Origin of the sequence: Streptomyces sp. CAI-85, assembly GCF_013363615.1 — a bacterium.
In the GTDB taxonomy this organism is placed as follows: Bacteria; Actinomycetota; Actinomycetes; order Streptomycetales; family Streptomycetaceae; genus Streptomyces; species Streptomyces antibioticus_B.
This window is the reverse complement of record NZ_JAANNX010000008.1, coordinates 149,358-168,928: the sequence shown is the minus strand read 5'-3', so window position 1 is coordinate 168,928 and position 19,571 is coordinate 149,358. Positions and strand designations below refer to the sequence as shown.

At 72.1% G+C, this 19,571-nt stretch carries 20 protein-coding genes; 13 read left to right on the top strand and 7 right to left on the bottom strand.

All coding sequences use genetic code 11. From position 1 onward, the window contains the following. Nucleotides 1-340 precede the first annotated feature (340 nt). The 4 genes from G6W55_RS13570 to G6W55_RS13555 all read left to right on the top strand — a co-directional run bounded on the left by G6W55_RS13570 (nt 341) and on the right by G6W55_RS13555 (nt 4,059). A complete protein-coding gene (locus tag G6W55_RS13570; protein WP_175521071.1) occupies nt 341-1,879 on the top strand; it encodes an ATP-dependent DNA ligase in 1,539 nt (512 codons plus the stop codon). Continuing rightward, complete coding sequence (locus tag G6W55_RS13565; RefSeq protein ID WP_175521070.1) at nt 1,876-2,340, top strand: NUDIX domain-containing protein; 465 nt, start codon at nt 1,876-1,878, stop codon at nt 2,338-2,340. The genes G6W55_RS13570 and G6W55_RS13565 overlap by 4 nt, the downstream gene beginning before the upstream one ends. Nucleotides 2,341-2,411: 71 nt before the next feature. Continuing rightward, a complete protein-coding gene (locus tag G6W55_RS13560; protein WP_175521069.1) occupies nt 2,412-3,797 on the top strand; it encodes an NADP-dependent succinic semialdehyde dehydrogenase in 1,386 nt (461 codons plus the stop codon). 25 nt (nt 3,798-3,822) lie between these two features. Beyond that, complete coding sequence (locus G6W55_RS13555) at nt 3,823-4,059, top strand: DUF6213 family protein (RefSeq protein ID WP_030786258.1); 237 nt, start codon at nt 3,823-3,825, stop codon at nt 4,057-4,059. 41 nt (nt 4,060-4,100) lie between these two features. Here the strand turns inward: G6W55_RS13555 and G6W55_RS13550 are convergent, their stop codons facing one another. Next, the gene (locus G6W55_RS13550) at nt 4,101-5,327 is read right to left on the bottom strand and encodes an acyl-CoA dehydrogenase family protein (protein WP_030786255.1); all 1,227 of its coding nucleotides are present in this window, start codon (nt 5,325-5,327) and stop codon (nt 4,101-4,103) included. 170 nt (nt 5,328-5,497) lie between these two features. Here G6W55_RS13550 and G6W55_RS13545 point away from each other — a divergent pair, with 170 nt between their 5' ends. Then, nucleotides 5,498-6,142: a TetR family transcriptional regulator gene (locus G6W55_RS13545; RefSeq protein ID WP_175521068.1), complete on the top strand. Its 645-nt coding sequence runs from the start codon at nt 5,498-5,500 to the stop codon at nt 6,140-6,142. Between the two features lie 25 nt (nt 6,143-6,167). Here G6W55_RS13545 and def read toward each other — a convergent pair whose 3' ends face one another. Next, a complete protein-coding gene (def, locus tag G6W55_RS13540; RefSeq protein WP_175521067.1) occupies nt 6,168-6,713 on the bottom strand; it encodes a peptide deformylase in 546 nt (181 codons plus the stop codon). A 156-nt stretch (nt 6,714-6,869) separates the two neighbouring features. Between def and G6W55_RS13535 the strand changes: the two genes are divergently transcribed. From G6W55_RS13535 to G6W55_RS13515, 5 genes are all read left to right on the top strand, one after another. Beyond that, nucleotides 6,870-8,108 carry a MurT ligase domain-containing protein gene (locus G6W55_RS13535; protein ID WP_030786247.1) on the top strand — a complete coding sequence of 413 codons (1,239 nt, stop codon included), beginning with the start codon at nt 6,870-6,872 and terminating at the stop codon, nt 8,106-8,108. Nucleotides 8,109-8,128: 20 nt separating this feature from the next. Continuing rightward, on the top strand, nt 8,129-8,857 hold the full coding sequence (locus tag G6W55_RS13530) for a type 1 glutamine amidotransferase (protein ID WP_030786243.1): 729 nt from the start codon (nt 8,129-8,131) through the stop codon (nt 8,855-8,857). Between the two features lie 204 nt (nt 8,858-9,061). Continuing rightward, nucleotides 9,062-10,087 carry a 6-phosphofructokinase gene (locus tag G6W55_RS13525; RefSeq protein WP_175521066.1) on the top strand — a complete coding sequence of 342 codons (1,026 nt, stop codon included), beginning with the start codon at nt 9,062-9,064 and terminating at the stop codon, nt 10,085-10,087. A gap of 107 nt (nt 10,088-10,194) precedes the next feature. Further along, nucleotides 10,195-11,145: a cytochrome c oxidase assembly protein gene (locus G6W55_RS13520; protein WP_175521065.1), complete on the top strand. Its 951-nt coding sequence runs from the start codon at nt 10,195-10,197 to the stop codon at nt 11,143-11,145. A gap of 62 nt (nt 11,146-11,207) precedes the next feature. Then, on the top strand, nt 11,208-11,378 hold the full coding sequence (locus tag G6W55_RS13515) for a hypothetical protein (protein WP_175521064.1): 171 nt from the start codon (nt 11,208-11,210) through the stop codon (nt 11,376-11,378). A 13-nt stretch (nt 11,379-11,391) separates the two neighbouring features. On the opposite strand, the gene G6W55_RS13510 is transcribed toward G6W55_RS13515, so the two are convergent. The 5 genes from G6W55_RS13510 to G6W55_RS13490 form a co-directional block, all read right to left on the bottom strand. Then, entirely contained in the window at nt 11,392-12,597 is a 1,206-nt protein-coding gene (locus G6W55_RS13510) for a sensor histidine kinase (protein WP_078632722.1), read from the bottom strand. Next, nucleotides 12,594-14,384 (bottom strand): cation acetate symporter, encoded by a 1,791-nt coding sequence (locus G6W55_RS13505; RefSeq protein ID WP_244367796.1) that lies wholly within the window; start codon nt 14,382-14,384, stop codon nt 12,594-12,596. Before G6W55_RS13505 ends, G6W55_RS13510 begins: the two co-directional genes overlap by 4 nt. 13 nt (nt 14,385-14,397) lie before the next feature. Then, nucleotides 14,398-14,769: a hypothetical protein gene (locus G6W55_RS13500; RefSeq protein WP_030786225.1), complete on the bottom strand. Its 372-nt coding sequence runs from the start codon at nt 14,767-14,769 to the stop codon at nt 14,398-14,400. Nucleotides 14,770-14,771: 2 nt separating this feature from the next. After that, a complete protein-coding gene (locus G6W55_RS13495; protein ID WP_030786223.1) occupies nt 14,772-15,521 on the bottom strand; it encodes a LytTR family DNA-binding domain-containing protein in 750 nt (249 codons plus the stop codon). Between the two features lie 111 nt (nt 15,522-15,632). Continuing rightward, nucleotides 15,633-16,829 (bottom strand): RNA-guided endonuclease TnpB family protein, encoded by a 1,197-nt coding sequence (locus G6W55_RS13490; protein WP_175521063.1) that lies wholly within the window; start codon nt 16,827-16,829, stop codon nt 15,633-15,635. A gap of 44 nt (nt 16,830-16,873) precedes the next feature. On the opposite strand from G6W55_RS13490, the gene G6W55_RS13485 reads away from it, so the two are divergent. From G6W55_RS13485 to rocD, 3 genes are all read left to right on the top strand, one after another. Then, nucleotides 16,874-17,365, top strand: a complete 492-nt coding sequence (locus G6W55_RS13485; protein ID WP_175521062.1) for an Lrp/AsnC family transcriptional regulator — start codon at nt 16,874-16,876, stop codon at nt 17,363-17,365. 124 nt (nt 17,366-17,489) lie between these two features. Then, nucleotides 17,490-18,302 carry a dimethylargininase gene (gene ddaH / locus G6W55_RS13480; RefSeq protein ID WP_175521061.1) on the top strand — a complete coding sequence of 271 codons (813 nt, stop codon included), beginning with the start codon at nt 17,490-17,492 and terminating at the stop codon, nt 18,300-18,302. Further along, a complete protein-coding gene (rocD, locus tag G6W55_RS13475; protein ID WP_175521060.1) occupies nt 18,299-19,516 on the top strand; it encodes an ornithine--oxo-acid transaminase in 1,218 nt (405 codons plus the stop codon). The genes ddaH and rocD overlap by 4 nt, the downstream gene beginning before the upstream one ends. The last annotated feature ends 55 nt before the right edge of the window (nt 19,517-19,571 follow it).

Here is a 19,571-nt window from a genome sequence, read left to right as displayed (position 1 = left end):
CCCCAGCCTGGACACTTACCACGCGGGCACATGCGGCCCCGGGCAGCCGAGCCAGGGCAGGCCGGCGCCCGAGCGCGCGAAACGGCCGGCCCCGCCCAGTGCCCGCCCGGGCGGCGAGCCGCAGCCCCGCAGGCCAACCGCCCCGCCCGCACAGGGACGCCCCGGCTCCTGCCGCCCGCCCGCATGCCACCGCCCCGGCATGGCCCGCCCGTCACCCGCCGACGGCCATAGCCGGCCCGCCCCGCGACACCCCGCGCAAGCGGGCACCCCCAAAAGCCCGGCCCCCTGCCCCCCACCCCGCGCAGATGTGCCGCAGGCGCCCGCGTTGCACCATGGCTGCATGCTGCTAGCCCGGCTCGCCGATGTGTCTCGGGAAGTCGCGGCCGCCTCGGCCCGTTCCCGCAAGATCGCCCTGCTCGCCGAGTTGTTCCGGGAGGCGGAGGCCGAGGAGGCGCCGGTCGTCATCCCGTATCTGGCCGGGCGGCTCCCGCAGGGGCGGCTCGGGGTCGGGTGGAAGACGCTGAGCCGACCGGTTCCCCCGGCCGCCGAGCCGACCTTGACCGTCCGTGCCGTGGACGCCCGGCTCACCGAGCTGGGACAGGTGTCCGGGCCCGGTTCGCAGGCCGAACGGGCGCGGATCGTCGGGGAGTTGATGGGCGCCGCCACCGCCGACGAGCAGCGCTTCCTGCTCGGGCTGCTCACCGGTGAGGTCCGGCAGGGCGCCCTGGACGCGGTGGCCGTCGAGGGACTGGCCCAGGCGACCGGGGCGCCCCCGGCGGACGTACGGCGGGCGGTGATGCTCGCGGGCTCGCTGAGCGCGGTGGCGCGGGCGCTGCTCGCGGAGGGGCCGGAGGCGCTCGCGGGGTTCCGGCTGACCGTCGGCCGCCCGGTCCTGCCGATGCTCGCGCACACCGCGTCGTCCGTCACCGAGGCGGTCGGCAAGCTCGGCGCCTGCGCGGTGGAGGAGAAGCTGGACGGCATCCGGGTGCAGGTGCACCGCGACGGCGACGACATCCGCGTGTGGACCCGCACCCTTGACGACATCACCGACCGGCTCCCCGAACTGACCACAGCCGCAGGCGAACTGACGGTCCGTCGGTTCGTGCTCGACGGTGAGGTCATCGCGCTCGGCGCCGACGGCCGGCCCCGTTCCTTCCAGGAGACGGCCGGCCGGGTCGGCTCCCGGGTGGACGTGGCGGCGGCCGCCGAGGCGGTGCCGGTCTCCCCCGTCTTCTTCGACGTGCTGTCGGTCGACGGCCGCGACCTGCTCGACCTGCCGTTCGCCGAGCGGCACGCGGAGCTGGCCCGGCTGGTCCCGGAGCCGATGCGGGTGCGCCGGACGGTCGTCACCGACCCGGGGGACGCGGTCGCGGCGGAAGAGTTCCTCAAGGACACCCTCCTGCGCGGCCACGAGGGGGTCGTGGTCAAGTCCCTGGACGCCCCGTACAGCGCGGGCCGGCGCGGCGCGTCCTGGCTGAAGGTCAAGCCCGTGCACACCCTCGACCTGGTGGTGCTGGCCGCCGAGTGGGGCCACGGCCGGCGCACCGGCAAGCTCTCCAACCTGCACCTCGGCGCGCGCACCGCCGACGGCGGCTTCGCGATGCTCGGCAAGACCTTCAAGGGCATGACCGACGCCCTGCTCACCTGGCAGACCGAACGGCTCCGGGCCCTCGCCGAGCAGGAGCACCCCTGGGGCGTCACCGTGCGCCCCGAACTCGTCGTGGAGATCGCCTACGACGGCCTCCAGCGCTCCACCCGCTATCCGGCCGGGGTCACCCTGCGGTTCGCCCGGGTGCTGCGCTACCGCGAGGACAAGCGGCCCGGGGAGGCCGACACCGTGGAGACCCTGCTCGCCGCCCATCCGGAGGTACGGCCGTGACCGTCCGGCGCAGCGCGGGCCTGCTGCTGTTCCGCCGCACGGGCACCGGCCTGGAAGTCCTGCTGGGCCATATGGGCGGCCCCTATTTCGCGCGGAAGGAGGCGGGCGCCTGGACCGTGCCGAAGGGCGAGTACGAGCCCGACGAGCCCGCCTGGGAGGCCGCCCGGCGTGAGTTCCGCGAGGAGCTGGGGCTCGACCCGCCCGACGGCGAGGCGATCGCGCTCGGGGAGGTCCGGCAGACCAACGGCAAGATCGTCACCGTATGGGCGATCGAGGCGGAGCTGGATCCGGGGGCGGTGGTGCCCGGGACGTTCACCATGGAGTGGCCGCCGCGGTCGGGGCGGCAGCGGGAGTTCCCGGAGCTGGACCGGGTCGCCTGGTTCGGCCTGGAGGGGGCGCGTGCGGTGATCGTCACGGCGCAGGCCGCGTTTCTGGACCGGCTGGCGGAGCACCCGGTGTGACGTCCACGCGTTGCGCCGTCCGGTGCGGCGCGGGAAGGTCGAAGCACAGCCAGCTCTGCGGGAGGTCGGTCATGCCCATCGCGACGGTGAATCCGGCGAACGGCGAGACGGTCAAGACGTACGAGGCCATGGGCGAGGAGGAGCTGGAACGCCGGCTCCAGCTCGCCGAGGCCACGTTCCGGACGTACCGGACGACATCGTTCGAGGAGCGGGCGCGGCTGCTGAACCGGGCCGCCGACCTGCTCGACGAGGACACGCCGGACATCGGCCGGGTCATGACGACCGAGATGGGCAAGCCGGTCAAGCAGGCCCGCGCGGAGGCCGCGAAGTGCGCGAAGGCGATGCGCTGGTACGCGGGGCGCGCGGCGGAGCTGCTGGCCGACGAGCATCCGGCGGAGGCGGACGTACGCGACTCCGGCGCCTCCCGCGCCCTGGTGCGCTACCGGCCGCTGGGCCCGGTGCTCGCGGTGATGCCGTGGAACTTCCCGCTCTGGCAGGTCGTGCGGTTCGCCGCGCCCGCGCTGATGGCCGGGAACGTGGGGCTGCTCAAACACGCCTCGAACGTCCCGCAGACCGCCCTGTATCTGGAGGATCTCTTCCACCGGGCCGGCTTCACCGAGGGCGTCTTCCAGACGCTGCTGATCGGATCGGGCGCGGTGGACGAGATCCTGCGCGACGAACGGGTGAAGGCGGCCACGCTGACCGGCAGCGAGCCGGCCGGGCGGGCCGTCGCCTCCACGGCCGGGGAGATGGTGAAGAAGACCGTCCTGGAGCTGGGCGGCAGCGATCCGTTCGTCGTCATGCCGTCCGCCGACGTCGAGCGGGCCGCCGAGGTCGCGGTCACCGCCCGGGTGCAGAACAACGGCCAGTCGTGCATCGCCGCCAAGCGGTTCATCGTCCACTCGGACGTGTACGACGCGTTCACCGAGCGGTTCACCGAAGGGATGAAGGCGCTCCGGGTCGGCGATCCGCAGGCGGAGGACACCGACATCGGCCCGCTGGCGACCGAACAGGGCCGGGCCGACCTGGAGGAGCTGGTGGACGACGCGCGACGCGGCGGCGCGAGCGTGCTGTGCGGCGGCGAACGGCCCGAGGGCCCAGGCTGGTACTACCCGCCGACCGTGCTCGCCGGGGTCGGCCGGGAGATGCGCATCCACCGTGAGGAGGCGTTCGGGCCGGTCGCGACGGTGTACCGGGCGGACGGCCTGGACGAGGCGGTGCTCATCGCCAACGACTCGCCGTTCGGCCTGAGTTCCAACGTGTGGACGCGCGACGAGGCGGAGGTGGACCGGTTCGTCCGGGATCTGGAGGCCGGCGGCGTGTTCGTCAACGGGATGACGGCGTCCCATCCGGCCCTGCCGTTCGGCGGGGTGAAGCGGTCCGGGTACGGGCGTGAGCTGTCCGGGCACGGAATCCGGGAGTTCTGCAACATCACCACGGTTTGGCACGGTGCGTGAGCGCCGCGCGGCTACGATCCCGGATGTGAACCGCGAAGTGACTCTGCCTCTGATCGTCGACGACCGGGGGACCTTGCAGGTGTCGGCCGCCGATGTCAGCAAGCTGCTCCGCACGCTGGGCGGTCGGTGGCTGCATCTGGTCGAGGCGGGCGCGGACGGACTCGACGAGGACACGGTGGCCGCGCTGACCATCGAGCTGGCGAAGCTGGCCGACCGGATCGACGTCGCGTGCATCGCGCACAGCAGCGGGGGCACGGCGTAATCCGTGTCCCCCGCCGCCGTACGACGCGGTCGCGGTCGCCGCTAGCGGATCGGCATTCCCGAGAGCGTGCGGGCGATCACCAGGCGCTGGATCTCGCTCGTCCCCTCGAAGATCGTGTAGATGGCGCTGTCGCGGTGCATCCGCTCGACCGGGTACTCGCGCGTGTAGCCGTTGCCGCCGAGGATCTGGACGGCCTGCGCGGTGACCTTCTTGGCGGTCTCGCTGGCGTAGAGCTTGGACATCGAGCCCTCGGCCGCGGTGAACGGCTTGCCGCTGATCGCCATCCAGGACGCCCGCCACACCAGCAGCCGGGCCGCGTCGATCTGCGTGCGCATGTCCGCGAGCTGGAACGCCACGCCCTGGTTGTCGATGATCGGGCGCCCGAACTGCTCACGCGTCTTCGCGTAGTCGAGGGCTACCTCGTAGGCGGCGCGGGCCGTGCCGACGGCCATGGCGCCGACCGCCGGGCGGGACGCCTCGAAGGTCGCCATCGCGGCGTTCTTCACCCGCTCGCCGCCGGCCTTGGCCCGCTCCCGGGCGCGGGCGAGGCGCTCGTCGAGCTTCTCCTTGCCGCCGAGCAGGCAGGAGCCGGGCACGCGCACCTGGTCGAGGATGACCTCGGCGGTGTGCGAGGCGCGGATGCCGTGCTTCTTGAACTTCTGGCCCTGGGCGAGGCCCGGGGTGCCCGGCGGGACGATGAAGGAGGCGTGCCCCTTGGAGCCCAGCTCGGGGTCGACGACGGCCACCACGACATGGACGTTGGCGATGCCGCCGTTGGTCGCCCAGGTCTTCGTGCCGTTGATCACCCACTCGTCCTTGGCCTCGTCGTACACGGCCCGGGTGCGCAGGGAGGCCACGTCGGAGCCGGCGTCGGGCTCGGAGGAGCAGAACGCGGCGACCTTGACGTCGTTCGCGTCGCCGTACATCTGGGGGATCCAGGTGCCGATCTGTTCCTCGGTGCCGTTGGCGAGGACTCCCACCGCGGCCAGTCCGGTGCCCACAATGGACAGGGCGATGCCCGCGTCGCCCCAGAACAGCTCCTCCATGGCCATCGGGATACCGAGCCCGGTGGGGTCGAAGTACTGCTGCGCGTAGAAGTCGAGGGAGTAGATGCCGACCTTCGCGGCCTCCTGGATGACCGGCCAGGGAGTCTCCTCACGCTCGTCCCATTCGGCGGCCGCGGGGCGGATCACGTCGGCCGCGAAGCCGTGCAGCCAGTCCCGGACCTCCTTCTGTTCGTCGTTGAGCTCCATGGTGAACTCGGCCATGTCCCCTCCAGCGGCGGGCGTGCGTGTTACTAGCGGTAACTCGAAGTCTGTTACTCGCAAGTAAGGAATGTCAACTCCTGACGACGGGTCGGCAGCCCGTTCGATGCGAGAGGGCCGTCAAGTGTTAGTTTGCGCAGGCGTCACCGAATCAGCACGGGTGGGGAGAGCACATGGACACCACACAGCGGACCGAGCAGCAGAGGTCCGCCGACCGCCGTCGGCGCGAGCTGCTGGAGGCCGCGGACCGGGTGGTGCTGCGCGACGGCCCCGGGGCCTCCATGAACGCCATCGCCGCCGAGGCCGGCATCACCAAGCCGATCCTCTACCGCCACTTCGGTGACAAGGGCGGGCTGTACGCCGCCCTCGCCAAGCGGCACACGGACGCCCTGCTGGGCTCGCTGCGGGCGGCGCTGGACGCCCCCGCCGAGCGCCGCGAGCGGGTCGAGTCCACCCTCGACACCTATCTGGCCGCCATCGAGGCCCGCCCCCAGGTGTACCGCTTCCTGATGCACCCCTCCGAGGGCGGCCAGGGCGGGGACCAGGGCTTCGACGTCGGCAAGCACTCCGCCCCGCTGCTGCGCCGGATGGGCGAGGAGCTGGCCCAGGTCATCGAGGAGCGTGTCGACCTCGGACCGGGCAGCCAGCAGCTCGCCCGGGTGTGGGGGCACGGCATCGTCGGGATGATGCACGCGGCCGGCGACTGGTGGCTGGGCGAACGCCCCTGCTCCCGGGCCGAGCTGGTGCGCAGCCTCGCCGACCTGCTGTGGGGCCGTCTCGCGGCCGCCGGAGACAAGATCGGCGGCCCCGGCTTCTGAGCACCTCCCGGCGCCGGCACCCGTACTAGGAACCCCGGTTCCAGGGTGCCCGCGCCACCTGGCGCAGCAGCCGACGCCTCCGCCATCCCTCCACCCGGTCCGCGTACACCGTTCCCGCCAGATGGTCGCACTCGTGCTGCAAGCATCTGGCAAAGAATCCGGTGCCGTGGATCCGTACGCGGTCGCCCGTCATGGTGTGTCCCTCGACCACGGCGTGGTCGTGGCGTTCCGTCCCCGCCTCCAGGCCCGGCAGGGACAGACACCCCTCGGGGCCGCGCAGCACGATGCCGTCCGCCGCCACCAGACGGGGGTTCACCACATGGCCGACATGGCGGACGTCCTCGTCGTCGGGACAGTCGTAGACGAACACGCTGAGCGGTTCACCCACCTGATTGGCGGCGAGGCCCACGCCCTGGGCCGCGTACATCGTGGCGAACATGTCCTCGACGAGTCGGGCGAGTTCCGGGCCGAAGTCGGTGACCTGTCGGCAGGGTTCCCGAAGGACGGGGTCACCGAGCAGAGTGAGAGGCCGGACATGCCCGTGGGCGCCCGGGATGGAGCCGTGTCGCATGGCGGCAAGGGTACGGTCCTTTCTGACACGCGCATGCCGCACGGGCGTGGGACGATGCCGCGATTCGGGAGTGTGAATGGATCTCGATAGGCTGACCACCCACCACGGTGCCGTACGGCGAAGGCGCGGCGCGTACGCAAGGAGGATCGAGAACTGATGGCAGGCAACTCGGACCCGCTCACGCCGCGGGCGAAGATCGCCGTGACCGCGGGCAAGGCGGTCGCTGCGGCATCCCGCGCGGCCGGACGCGGCAGCGGCTCGGTGATCGGTGGCCGGGTGGCCCTCAAACTCGACCCCGACCTGCTCGCCCGCCTCGCCCAGAACCTGGACGTCGTCCTGGTCTCGGCGACCAACGGCAAGACCACCACCACCCGGCTCATCGCCGAGGCCCTGCGGGCCGCCGGGCCGGTCGTGTCCAACGCGCTCGGCGCCAACATGCCGGCCGGCATCACCTCGGCCCTCGCCGGCGGCTCCGAGGCCAGATACGGGGTCATCGAGGTCGACGAGAAGTACCTCGCGGGCGTCGCCCGGGACACCGACCCCAAGTGCATCGCCCTGCTGAACCTCTCCCGCGACCAGCTCGACCGGGCCGCCGAGACCCGGATGCTCGCGGAGAACTGGCGCGAGGGGCTGGCCGGTTCCAAGGCCGTCGTGGTCGCCAACGCCGACGACCCGCTGGTGGTGTGGGCCGCGTCCTCCTCCCCCAACGTGGTCTGGGTGGCCGCCGGGCAGATGTGGAAGGACGACGCCTGGTCGTGCCCGTCCTGCGGCGGTGTCATGCAGCGGCCCGGCGACGACTGGTTCTGCGGCGAGTGCGGATTCCGCCGGCCGCAGCCGAGCTGGGCGCTGTCCGGGGACCACGTCCTCGACCCGCACGGCTCGGCCTGGCCGATCCGGCTCCAGCTCCCGGGGCGCGCCAACAAGGCCAACGCCGCCTCCTCGGCCGCCGTCGCCGCCGTGTTCGGGGTGCCGCCGCAGGTCGCGCTGGAGCGCATGTACCAGGTGCAGGCCGTGGCCGGCCGCTACGACGTCGTCCAGTTCATGGACCGCGACCTGCGGCTGCTGCTCGCCAAGAACCCCGCGGGCTGGCTGGAGACGTTCAGCCTGATCGATCCCGCACCCGCCCCGGTCATCCTCTCGGTGAACGCGCGCGGCGCGGACGGCACCGACACCTCCTGGCTGTGGGACGTCGACTACACCCGGCTGACCGGCCACCCGATCTTCGTCGTCGGTGACCGCAAGCTGGACCTCGCCGTCCGCCTCGAGGTGGCCAACCAGCACTTCCAGGTGTGCGAGAACGTCGACCAGGCCGTGCAGCTCTGCCCGCCGGGCCGGATCGAGGTCATCGCGAACTACACCGCGTTCCAGGACCTGCGCCGCCGCGTCGGCAACTGACCACGAAGGACGACCACTTCATGAGCGACAACCAGCTTCGGATCGTCTGGGTCTACCCGGACCTGCTCAGCACCTACGGCGACCAGGGCAACGTCCTGGTCGTGGAGCGCCGGGCGCGGCAGCGCGGCCTGGACGTGGCCCGGCTCGACGTGCGCAGCGACCAGCCGATCCCGACCTCCGGCGACATCTATCTGATCGGCGGCGGCGAGGACCGGCCGCAGCGGCTCGCGGCGGAGCGGCTGCGCCGGGACGCGCATCTGTACCAGGCGGTGCAGAACGGCGCGATCGTGTTCGCGGTCTGCGCCGGCTACCAGATCCTCGGCCACGAGTTCGTCAACGACCTCGGCCAGCGCGAGCCCGGCCTCGGTCTGCTCGACGTCACCACGACCCGCGGCGAGGGCGAGCGGTGCGTCGGCGACGTGCTCGCGGACATCGACCCGCGGCTCGGGCTCCCGCAGCTCACCGGCTTCGAGAACCACCAGGGCATCACCCATCTCGGCCCGACCGCCCGGCCGTTCGCCCGCGTCCAGATCGGCAAGGGCAACGGCACCGGCGACGGCACCGAGGGGGCGTACAACGACACGGTGTTCGGCACCTACATGCACGGCCCGGTGCTGGCCCGCAATCCGCTCATCGCGGACCTGCTGCTGAAGCTGGCGCTCGACGTGAACGCGCTCCCGCCGACCGACGACCGCTGGTACGACGCGCTCCGCAACGAGCGGATCGCGGCCGCCCAGCAGCCCGCCTAGGACACCGTGCCCACCTGTGTGTTCACCCGATGTTCGGGGTGCCGTCGGCAGCCCGTCTGACCGGGCATCCGCACAGGTGAGCGGGCACGTCCAGCAGGCGGACGCGTGCTTCGGCCCCGCCCCCCGATGCCGCTAGGGTGGCGGGGTCTCGAACCGGACGGCGTGGTCCGGTTCCGGCCCACGTGGAGAAGGTTGTTTCGGGCTATGCGCATTGGTGTCCTCACGTCCGGCGGCGACTGCCCCGGCCTGAACGCCGTCATCCGGTCCGTCGTGCACCGTGCCGTCGCCGACCACGGCGACGAGGTCATCGGCTTCCGGGACGGCTGGAAGGGCCTCCTGGAGTGCGACTACCTCAAGCTCGACCTCGACGCGGTGGGCGGCATCCTCGCCCGCGGCGGCACGATCCTCGGCTCCTCCCGCGTCCAGCCCTCGCATCTGCGCGACGGTGTGGAGCGGGCCAAGGGCCACGTCCGGGAACTCGGCCTCGACGCGATCATCCCGATCGGCGGTGAGGGCACCCTCAAGGCCGCCCGGCTGATGTCCGACAGCGGTCTGCCGATCGTCGGCGTGCCGAAGACCATCGACAACGACATCGCCGTCACCGACGTCACCTTCGGCTTCGACACCGCCGTCGGGGTGGCGACCGACGCCCTCGACCGGCTGAAGACCACCGCCGAGTCCCACCAGCGGGTCCTGGTCGTCGAGGTCATGGGGCGGCACACCGGCTGGATAGCGCTCCAGTCCGGCATGGCGGCGGGCGCCCACGCGATCGTCGTACCGGAACGCCCCTTCGACATCGAGGAGCTGGCCCGGCGGGTCGGCGAGCGGTTCGAGGCGGGCAAGCGGTTCGCGATCGTCGTCGCGGCGGAGGGCGCCAAGCCGCGGCCCGGCACCATGGACTTCGACGAGGGCGGCAAGGACGTCTACGGCCACGAGCGGTTCGCCGGCATCGCCCGGCAGCTCTCCGTCGAGCTGGAGACCCGGCTCGGCAAGGAGGCCCGGCCGGTCATCCTCGGGCACGTCCAGCGCGGCGGCACCCCGACCGCCTACGACCGGGTGCTCGCCACCCGCTTCGGCTGGCACGCGGTGGAGGCGGCGCACCGCGGGGACTTCGGGAGGATGACGGCGCTGCGGGGCACCGACATCGTGATGGTGCCGCTGGCCGAGGCCGTGGAGACCCTGAAGACCGTGCCCGCCGACCGCTACGCCGAGGCGCAGACCGTCCTCTAGCACGACCCGCGCCACGACCGCCCCCGGTGACAGCAGTCGCCGGGGGCGGTTCTAGTCTGGGGGCCGCAGGAAACGCACATCCCCCCACGAATCAGGAGCCGACGGAGATGGATCACGGCGGGCACGGCATGACCATGGATCTGCCGCCGTTCACGCTGGCGCGGGGTCTTCAGTGGTCACCGGACCCGTTCTTCCTCGTCGCCTGTCTGCTGGGGCTCGGGCTCTACGCGTGGGGCGTGGTCCGGCTGCGGCGCCGGGGCGACACCTGGCCGGTGGGGCGGACGGTGTCGTACGCCGTCGGGGTGCTGACCATCGCGCTGGTGATGTGCACCGGGCTCAACGACTACGGCATGGTCATGTTCAGCGTGCACATGGTGCAGCACATGGTGATCAGCATGCTGTCGCCGATCCTCGTCCTGCTGGGCGCGCCGGTCACGCTCGCGCTGCGCGCGCTGCCGGCGGCGGGCCGCGGCCGGAAGGGGCCGCGCGAACTGCTGCTGGCGCTGCTGCACAGCCGGTACATGCGGATCGTCACGCACCCGGCGTTCACGATCCCGATGTTCATCGCCTCGCTGTACGCCCTGTACTTCACGCCGCTCTTCGACACCCTGATGGGCTCCCAGGTGGGGCACATCGCGATGATGGTGCACTTCCTCGCGGTCGGCGTGGTCTTCTTCTGGCCGATCATCGGCGTGGACCCGGGCCCGCACCGGCCCGGCTATCTGATGCGGATGCTGGAGCTGTTCGCGGGCATGCCGTTCCACGCGTTCTTCGGCATCGCGCTGATGATGGCGTCCGAGCCGATGGTCCGGACGTTCGAGCACCCGCCGGCCTCGCTGGGCATCGACGCGCTGTCCGACCAGACCTGGGCGGGCGGCATCGCCTGGGCGTTCAGCGAGGTCCCCTCGGTGCTGGTGCTGATCGCGCTGCTCTTCCAGTGGTACGGCTCCGAACAGCGGCAGGCCAAGCGCAAGGACCGGGCCGCGGACCGGGACGGGGACCGGGAGCTGGAGGCGTACAACGCCTATCTTGCGTCACTGGACGCACGCGGACGCTGATCCCGGGGCACCATGGAGGTGGACCCGTCCTGCGGAGGGCGGGCCTACAGGAGGGTGTCACGATGGCCGGTTCCACGGACAGCTCCACGAAGACCATGGGGGCGCTCACGCTCGGCGGACTCGTCGTCGTGACCGCCTACACGGTGGCGCTCGGCAGCAACGGCTGGCTGTGGTTCGGCTGGGTCGTGCTCGGGCTGATCACCCTCGCGCTGATCGTGACCAAGACCAACTGATCGCCCAGGGGGGTCACCCCGGGGTGAGGCGGGCCGCCGAGTGGACGCCCGGCTGGTACTTCGGCAGCCGGGCGGTGATCTTCATGCCCGCGCCCACGGCCGTCTCGATGACCAGGCCGTAGTCGTCGCCGTACACCTGGCGGAGCCGGTCGTCCACGTTGGACAGGCCGATGCCGCCGGAGGGGCTGGCCTCGCCGGCCAGCAGGCCGCGCAGCAGGACCGGGTCCATGCCCGCGCCGTCGTCCTCGATGACGACCAGGGCCTCGGCGCCCGCGTCCTGCGCGGTGATCTGGATGTGGCAGGTGCCCGCCTTGCCCTCCAGACCGTGTTTGACGGCGTTCTCCACCAGCGGCTGGAGGCAGAGGAAGGGCAGCGCGACCGGGAGGACCTCCGGGGCGATCTGGAGGGTGACGGCGAGCCGGTCGCCGAAGCGGGCCCGCACCAGCGCCAGATAGTGGTCGATGGCGTGCAGTTCGTCGGCGAGGGTGGTGAAGTCGCCGTGCCGGCGGAACGAGTAGCGGGTGAAGTCGGCGAACTCCAGCAGCAGCTCGCGGGCGCGCTCGGGGTCGGTGCGCACGAAGGACGCGATCACCGCGAGCGAGTTGAAGATGAAGTGCGGGGAGATCTGGGCGCGCAGGGCCTTGATCTCGGCCTCGATCAGCCGGGTGCGGGACCGGTCGAGGTCGGCCAGCTCCAACTGGACGCTCACCCAGCGGGCCACCTCGCCCGCGGCCCGGACCAGGACGGCGGACTCACGGGGCGCACAGGCGACAAGGGCGCCGTGCACCCGGTCGTCGACGGTGAGCGGCGCGACCACCGCCCAGCGGGCCGGGCAGTCGGCGTGGTCGCAGTCGAGCGGGAACGCCTCACCGCGGCCGCTGTCCAGGGGCCCTGCCAGCCGTTCCATGATCTCGGCGCGGTGATGGGCCCCCACACCGTCCCAGACCAGCACCCGGGTGCGGTCGGTGAGACAGAGCGCGTCCGTGCCGAGCAGGGTGCGCAGCCGGCGCGCGGACCGCCGGGCCGTCTCCTCGGTCAGCCCGGCCCGCAACGGCGGCGCGGCGAGCGAGGCCGTGTGCAGGGTCTGAAAAGTGGCGTGCTCGACGGGCGTGCCGAGACCGCCCAGGCTCTCGGGCCGCGCGGTCCTGCGCCCCAGCCAGAATCCGAGGGCGAGCACGGGCAGGATCGCGATGCAGACACCGGCGAGGAAGCCGCTCATGGGGTGGCCTCCCGGGGGTGGGGTGCGGTGGCCGGGGTCTTCGACGTCATGGCCTCCGTCGTCTTCGCGCCCGCCGCCCGCAGTTCCTCGGGGCCCAGTTCCTCGGGGAGGTGGAAGCGGGCCAGGATCGCCGCCGTGCCGGGCGGGACGCGGCCGGGGGTGGCCAGGGAGACCAGGATCATGGTGAGAAAGGCCAGCGGGACCGTCCACAGGGCCGGCCAGGCGAGGAGGGCGTGCAGGGTTCCGGTGACCGGCAGGCCCGCCATCGTGGCGGCGACGGCCAGGAAGGCGGAGCCGCCGCCCACCAGCATTCCGGCGGCCGCGGCGGGCGGGGTGAGGCGGCGCCACCAGATGCCGAGGACGAGCAGCGGGCAGAAGGAGGACGCCGACACCGCGAAGGCCAGCCCCACCGCGTCGGCCACCGGCAGTCCGCCCACCAGCAGCCCGGCGGCGAGCGGCACGGCCGTCGCGAGGCCGGTGCCGAGGCGGAAGTGCCGTACGCCCCGGGTCGGCAGCACGTCCTGGGCGAGGACGCCGGCCACGGCCATGGTCAGCCCGGACGCCGTCGACAGGAACGCGGCGAACGCCCCGCCGGCGACCAGCGCGCCCAGCAGATCCCCGCCGAGCCCGCCGATCACCCGGTCCGGCAGCAGCAGGACGGCGGCGTCGGCGTCGCCGGTCAGGGCCAGTTCGGGGGCGTAGAGGCGGCCGAGGGCGCCGTAGACGGGCGGCAGCAGATAGAAGCCGCCGATCAGGGCGAGGACGGCGACGGTGGTGCGGCGGGCGGCGACGCCGTGCGGGCTGGTGTAGAAGCGGACGACGACGTGCGGCAGGCCCATCGTGCCGAGGAAAGTGGCGAGGATCAGCCCGTACGTCGCGTACAGGGGGCGTTCCTCGCGGCCCGCGGCGAGCGAGGTGGACATGCCGCCGTTGCTGCCGCGTTCGGCGGCGGGGACGGCCGCGCCCGCCGGGAAGGTGAGCCGGGTGCCCCGGTCGACGCGGTGGGTGCCGGCGGACAGCCGCAGCACGGCGCCGTGGTGCGGGCGGCCGTCGACGGTGCCGTCCACGGTGACGGTGAGGGGGCTCGCCAGCCGCAGGTCGAGGGTGTCGTCGACGCGTACGGTCCGCTGCTCGCGGAAGGCGGGCGGTTCGTCGAAGGGGCGCCGGGGCGCGCCGTCGCCCTGCCAGGCCAGGACCAGGAAGAGGGCGGGCACGAGGAGCGCGGTGAGCTTGAGCCAGTACTGGAACGCCTGTACGAAGGTGATGGAGCGCATGCCGCCCGCGGCGACGGTCGCGGTGACGACGACGGCGACGATCAGCCCGCCGAGGTGGGAGGGCGCGCCGGTGAGGACGGTCAGGGTCAGTCCGGCGCCCTGGAGCTGCGGCAGCAGATAGAGCCAGCCGACGCCGACGACGAAGGTGCCGGCGAGCCGCCGTACCGCCTGGGAGGCGAGGCGGGCCTCGGCGAAGTCGGGGAGCGTGTAGGCGCCGGAGCGGCGCAGCGGGGCGGCGACGAACAGCAGCAGGACGAGATAGCCGGCGGTGTAGCCGACCGGGTACCAGAGCATGTCGGGGCCCTGGACGAGGACCAGGCCGGCGATGCCGAGGAAGGAGGCGGCGGAGAGGTACTCGCCGCTGATGGCGGCCGCGTTGAGGCGGGGGCCGACGGTGCGGGAGGCGACGTAGAAGTCGGAGGTGGTGCGGGATATGCGCAGTCCGAAGGCGCCGACGAGGACGGTGGCCACCACGACCAGGGCGACGGCGGTGACGGTGTAGCCGGAGTTCATCGCGGTGCGGCCCTCACTTGTCCTCGACCAGCCGCACGAAGTCCCGTTCGTTGCGCTCGGCGCGGCGCACGTACCAGCGGGCGAGCAGGACGAGCGGCAGATAGAGGCCGAAGCCGAGGACGGCCCACTCCAGGCGGCGGGCGTCGGGCAGCGCGGCGAACAGCAGCGGCAGCGGGCCGACGAGCAGGGCGAGGACGGCGAACACGGTGAGGGCGGCGCGCAGTTGGGAGCGCATCAGGGAGCGGACGTAGGTGTGGCCGAGGGTGGTCTGCTCGTCGATCTCGGTGCGCGGCCGGTAGTAGCCGGAGGCGCGCAGGGTGCGGCGGGTGCGGCGGGGCGGTCCGGTGACGACGACGCGGCGCTCGGCGGGGTCCTGGCCGGGCACGGTCACGGCCTCCGCATCAGCAGGTCCCGCAGTTCGCGGGCGTGCCGTCGGCTGACCTGGAGTTCCTCGCCGCCGACCAGGACACTGACCGTGCCGGCGTCCAGGCGCAGTTCCCCTATGTGGCGCAGGGCGACGAGATGACGGCGGTGGATGCGGACGAAGCCGCGGGCGCGCCAGCGCTCCTCCAGGGTGGAGAGCGGGATGCGGACGAGGTGGCTGCCGCGGTCGGTGTGCAGCCGGGCGTAGTCGCCCTGGGCCTCGACATGGGTGATGTCGTCGACGGTGACGAACCGGGTCACGCCGCCGAGTTCGACGGCGAGATGGTCCGGGTCGGGTTCGTGGACCGGGATCCGGGGGGCGGTGCCGCGCAGTTCGGCGGCGCGCCGGACGGCCTCGGCGAGGCGTTCCTTGCGGACGGGTTTGAGGACGTAGTCGACGGCCTTGAGGTCGAACGCCTGGACGGCGAAGTCCTCGTGGGCGGTGACGAACACGACCAGCGGCGGCCGGGCGAACCCGCCGAGCAGCCGGGCGAGGTCGAGCCCGTCGAGTCCGGGCATCTGGATGTCGAGGAAGACGACGTCCACGGCGTCGGGCCCGTCCGGCCCCCCGGCCAGCGCCCGGTTGATCCGCCGCAGCGCCTCGGTCGCGTCCCCCGCGCCCTGCACACTCCCGATCCGCGGATCGGCACGCAGAAGGTACAGCAACTCCTCCAGCGAGGGGCGTTCGTCGTCGACGGCGAGGGCGCGCAGCATGAAGGTGGAGTGTAGGGGCGATCCGCGCGCCTGGACATGTCCCGGGTGTGGACGTACGCGCGCTGGATACAGTGCCCGCTTGACGCTCTCCTCCCTGGAAGGAGGAGCTTCTTACGGCTCGCGCCGTGAGACTTCCTGTTTCATCGCCGACTGCCCGCCCGGAGTACTCCGTTGAGGTCTTACACCGGCTCCGCAGGCCGAAACCGCCCGTCCGGCGGCCAGCAGGTTCTTCGCCGCGTTCACGTCCCGGTCGTGGGTCGTGCCACAGCTCTCGCACGTCCAGGTGCGGACGTACAACGGCATCTTCTCCTGCAAGGTGCCGCAGGTGGAGCACAGCCTGGACGAAGGGAAGAAGCGGTCCACCGCGATCACTTCCCGCCCGTACCAGGCGGCCTTGTACTCCAGCAGGTTCCGGAACTCGGCCCACGCCGCGTCCGAGATGGCGCGGGCCAGGCTCCGGTTCCTGACCATGTTGCGTACGGTCAGGTCCTCGATCACGATCGTTTGGTTCTCACGAACGAGACGAGTGGTCAGCTTGTGCAGGACGTCACGCCTGCGGTCGGCGATCCCGGCGTGGATCCTGGCGACCCTCTGCCGGGCCCTGGCCCGGTTCGCCGATCCCCTGGTCTTCTTCGCCATGCGGCGCTGGGCGAGCGCGAGGCGGGCACGGTCCTTGCGCTCGTGCCTCGGATTGGCGATCTTCTCCCCGGTCGAGAGGGTCAGCAGGTGGTCCAGGCCGACATCCACCCCGACCGCCGTGTCCTCGGCGGGGAGATGCCTCACGGATGCGTCCTCGCACAGCAGGGAGACGAACCAGCGTCCGGCCGCGTCCTGCGACACGGTCACCGTGGACGGCTTCGCGTCATCCGGCAGTGGTCGCGACCACACGATCTCCAGCGGCTCATGCATCTTCGCCAGCGTCAGCCGGCCGTCACGGAAGCGGAAACCGCTGGTGGTGTACTCGGCGGACCTGCGGGACTTCTTCCTCGACTTGAAACGCGGATACTTCGCCCGCCTGCCGAAGAAGTGCGTGAACGCCGTCTGCAAGTGCCGAAGGCACTGCTGGAGCGGAACGGACGAGACCTCGTTGAGGAACGCCAGTTCGCTGGTCTTCTTCCACGCCGTCAGCATCGCCGACATGGCGTTGTAGTTCACCCGCTCCTGCCTCGCCCATGCCTCGGTGCGGGCGGCGAGTGCCATGTTGTAGACCTTGCGGACGCACCCGAACGTGCGCGACAGCTCTGCCGCCTGCTCGTCCGTGGGGTAGAAGCGGTACTTGAACGCCCGCTTCACATGCGTCGTGGTCACGCTCACAAACTAGCGGGACGGCGGAGTATCCACGGAGGAACCTGATGAGCAGCGCGCCCGCCCCCTTCGACGGCCTAGACCGGAAGATCATCACCGCTCTGATGGCGAACGCCAGGACGAGTTTCGCCGAGATCGGTACGGCGATCGGGCTGTCGGCGACGGCCGTCAAGCGCCGGGTGGACCGGTTGCGGGAGACCGGGGTGATCACCGGGTTCACGGCGACCGTGCGGCCCTCGGCGCTGGGGTGGCGCACGGAGGCGTACGTGGAGGTGTACTGCGAGGGCGCCGCGCCCCCCAGACGGCTGGCGGAGGTGGTGCGCAACCATCCGGAGATCACCGCGGCGATGACGGTGACGGGCGGCGCGGACGCGCTGTTGCACGTGCGGGCGCGGGACGTGGAGCACTTCGAGGAGGTGCTGGAGCGGATCCGGGTGGAGCCGTTCATCCGCAAGACGATCAGTGTGATGGTGCTGTCCCATCTGCTGCCGGAGAGTCCGGAGGCGGGCGCCACCCAGCACGCACCGGACGTGCGCTGAGCAGGCCGAAGACGCAGCATTCCTGCGCGGACACGCAACCGTTGTCGCTTGTCGGGCGTGGCCGTCGCTTCTTACCGTGGTGTCATCCCCCAGTCGACACCGTTGGAAGCGGAGGAACACCTCTGTGTCCCTGACCCGTGTGCGGCGCCCCCGGCGCTTTCTCGTCTGCGAACCCAGACACTTCGCCGTGCGGTACGCGATCAACCCGTGGATGCGTCCCGACACCCCCGTGGACGTCGATCTCGCCCAGGAGCAGTGGCGGTCGCTGATCGACGCCTACCGGGCCCACGGGCATACGGTGGAGAGCGTGGAACCGGCTCCCGACCTGCCCGACATGGTCTTCGCCGCGAACTCGGCGGTCGTCGTCGGCGGCCGGGTCTTCGGCTCGCTCTTCCACGCCCCCGAGCGCCGCCCGGAGTCCGTGCACTACGACACCTGGTTCAAGACCGCCGGGTACGAGGTGTACCGGCCCGAGTCGGTCTGCGAGGGCGAGGGCGACCTCGTGTGGACCGGCCGCTATCTGCTGGCCGGCACCGGGTTCCGCACCACCCGGGAGGCGCATCACGAGGTGCAGGAGTTCTTCGGCCGTCCGGTGATCAGCCTGACGCTGGTGGACCCGCACTTCTACCACCTGGACACCGCCCTGTTCGTGCTCGACGACGACAACGTGGCGTACTACCCGGAGGCGTTCTCGCCGGGCAGCCGCGAGGTGCTCGCCGGGCTGTTCCCGGACGCGGTGCTCGCCACCCGGGAGGACGCGCTGGCGTTCGGGCTGAACTCCGTCTCCGACGGCCGGCACGTCTTCATCGCGCCGCAGGCCGAGGCGCTCGCCGCCCGCCTCGGCGACCACGGCTACCTTCCCGTCCCCGTCGACCTGTCCGAGCTGCACAAGGCCGGCGGCGGCATCAAGTGCTGCACCCAGGAGATCCGCTCATGACCGCGCCCGCACGCACCCGTACCTCCGGCGATCTGATCCGTGCCGAGGAGCCGGTCCTCGCGCACAACTACCACCCGCTGCCCGTGGTCGTCGCGCGCGCCGAGGGCGCGTGGGTGGAGGACGTCGAGGGCCGCCGCTACCTGGACATGCTGGCCGGCTACTCGGCCCTCAACTTCGGGCACCGGCACCCGCTGCTGACCGAGGCGGCGCACCGCCAGCTCGACCGGCTCACGCTCACCTCGCGCGCCTTCCACAACGACCGCCTCGCGGAGTTCGCGGAGCGGCTCGCCGCGCTGACCGGCCTGGACATGGTCCTGCCGATGAACACCGGCGCCGAGGCGGTGGAGAGCGCCATCAAGGTGGCCCGCAAGTGGGCGTACGACGTGAAGGGCGTCCCCGCCGACCGGGCGACGATCGTGGTGGCGGCGGAGAACTTCCACGGCCGTACGACGACGATCGTGAGCTTCTCCACGGACGAGACGGCACGGGCCGGCTTCGGCCCGTTCACACCGGGCTTCCGGATCGTGCCGTACAACGACCTGGCCGCGCTGGAGGCGGCCGTCGACGAGACGACGGCGGCGGTGCTGATCGAGCCGATCCAGGGCGAGGCCGGGGTCGTCATCCCCGACGACGGCTATCTGACCGGGGTGCGGGAGCTGACCCGGCGCGCGAACTGTCTCTTCATCGCCGACGAGATCCAGTCGGGGCTGGGGCGGACCGGGCGGACGCTGGCCGTGGAGCACGAGGGCGTCGTCCCGGACATGGTGCTGCTCGGCAAGGCGCTGGGCGGCGGGATCGTGCCGGTGTCGGCGGTGGTGGCGCGCCGCGAGGTGCTGTCGGTGCTGCGGCCGGGCGAGCACGGCTCGACGTTCGGCGGGAACCCGCTGGCGGCGGCGGTCGGCACGGCGGTGGTGGAGCTGCTGGAGACCGGTGAGTTCCAGCGGCGGGCGGCCGAGCTGGGCACGGTCCTGCGGGACGGACTGGCCGAGCTGGTCGGCCACGGCGTGGCGGGCTTCCGGGCGCGCGGGCTGTGGGCGGGCGTCGACGTCGACCCGGCGCTGGGCACGGGCCGTGAGGTCAGCGAGCGGCTGATGCGCGAGGGCGTCCTGGTCAAGGACACCCACGGCTCGACGATCCGGCTGGCGCCCCCGCTGACCATCACCGAGGAGGAACTGCGCTCGGCGCTGGGCTCGTTGCGGAAGGTCCTGGCCTAGGCCCTGTCGTCGCCTTCCCCTCGGGTCGCCCCCGGCCGGTGCGCGGTCGGGGGCT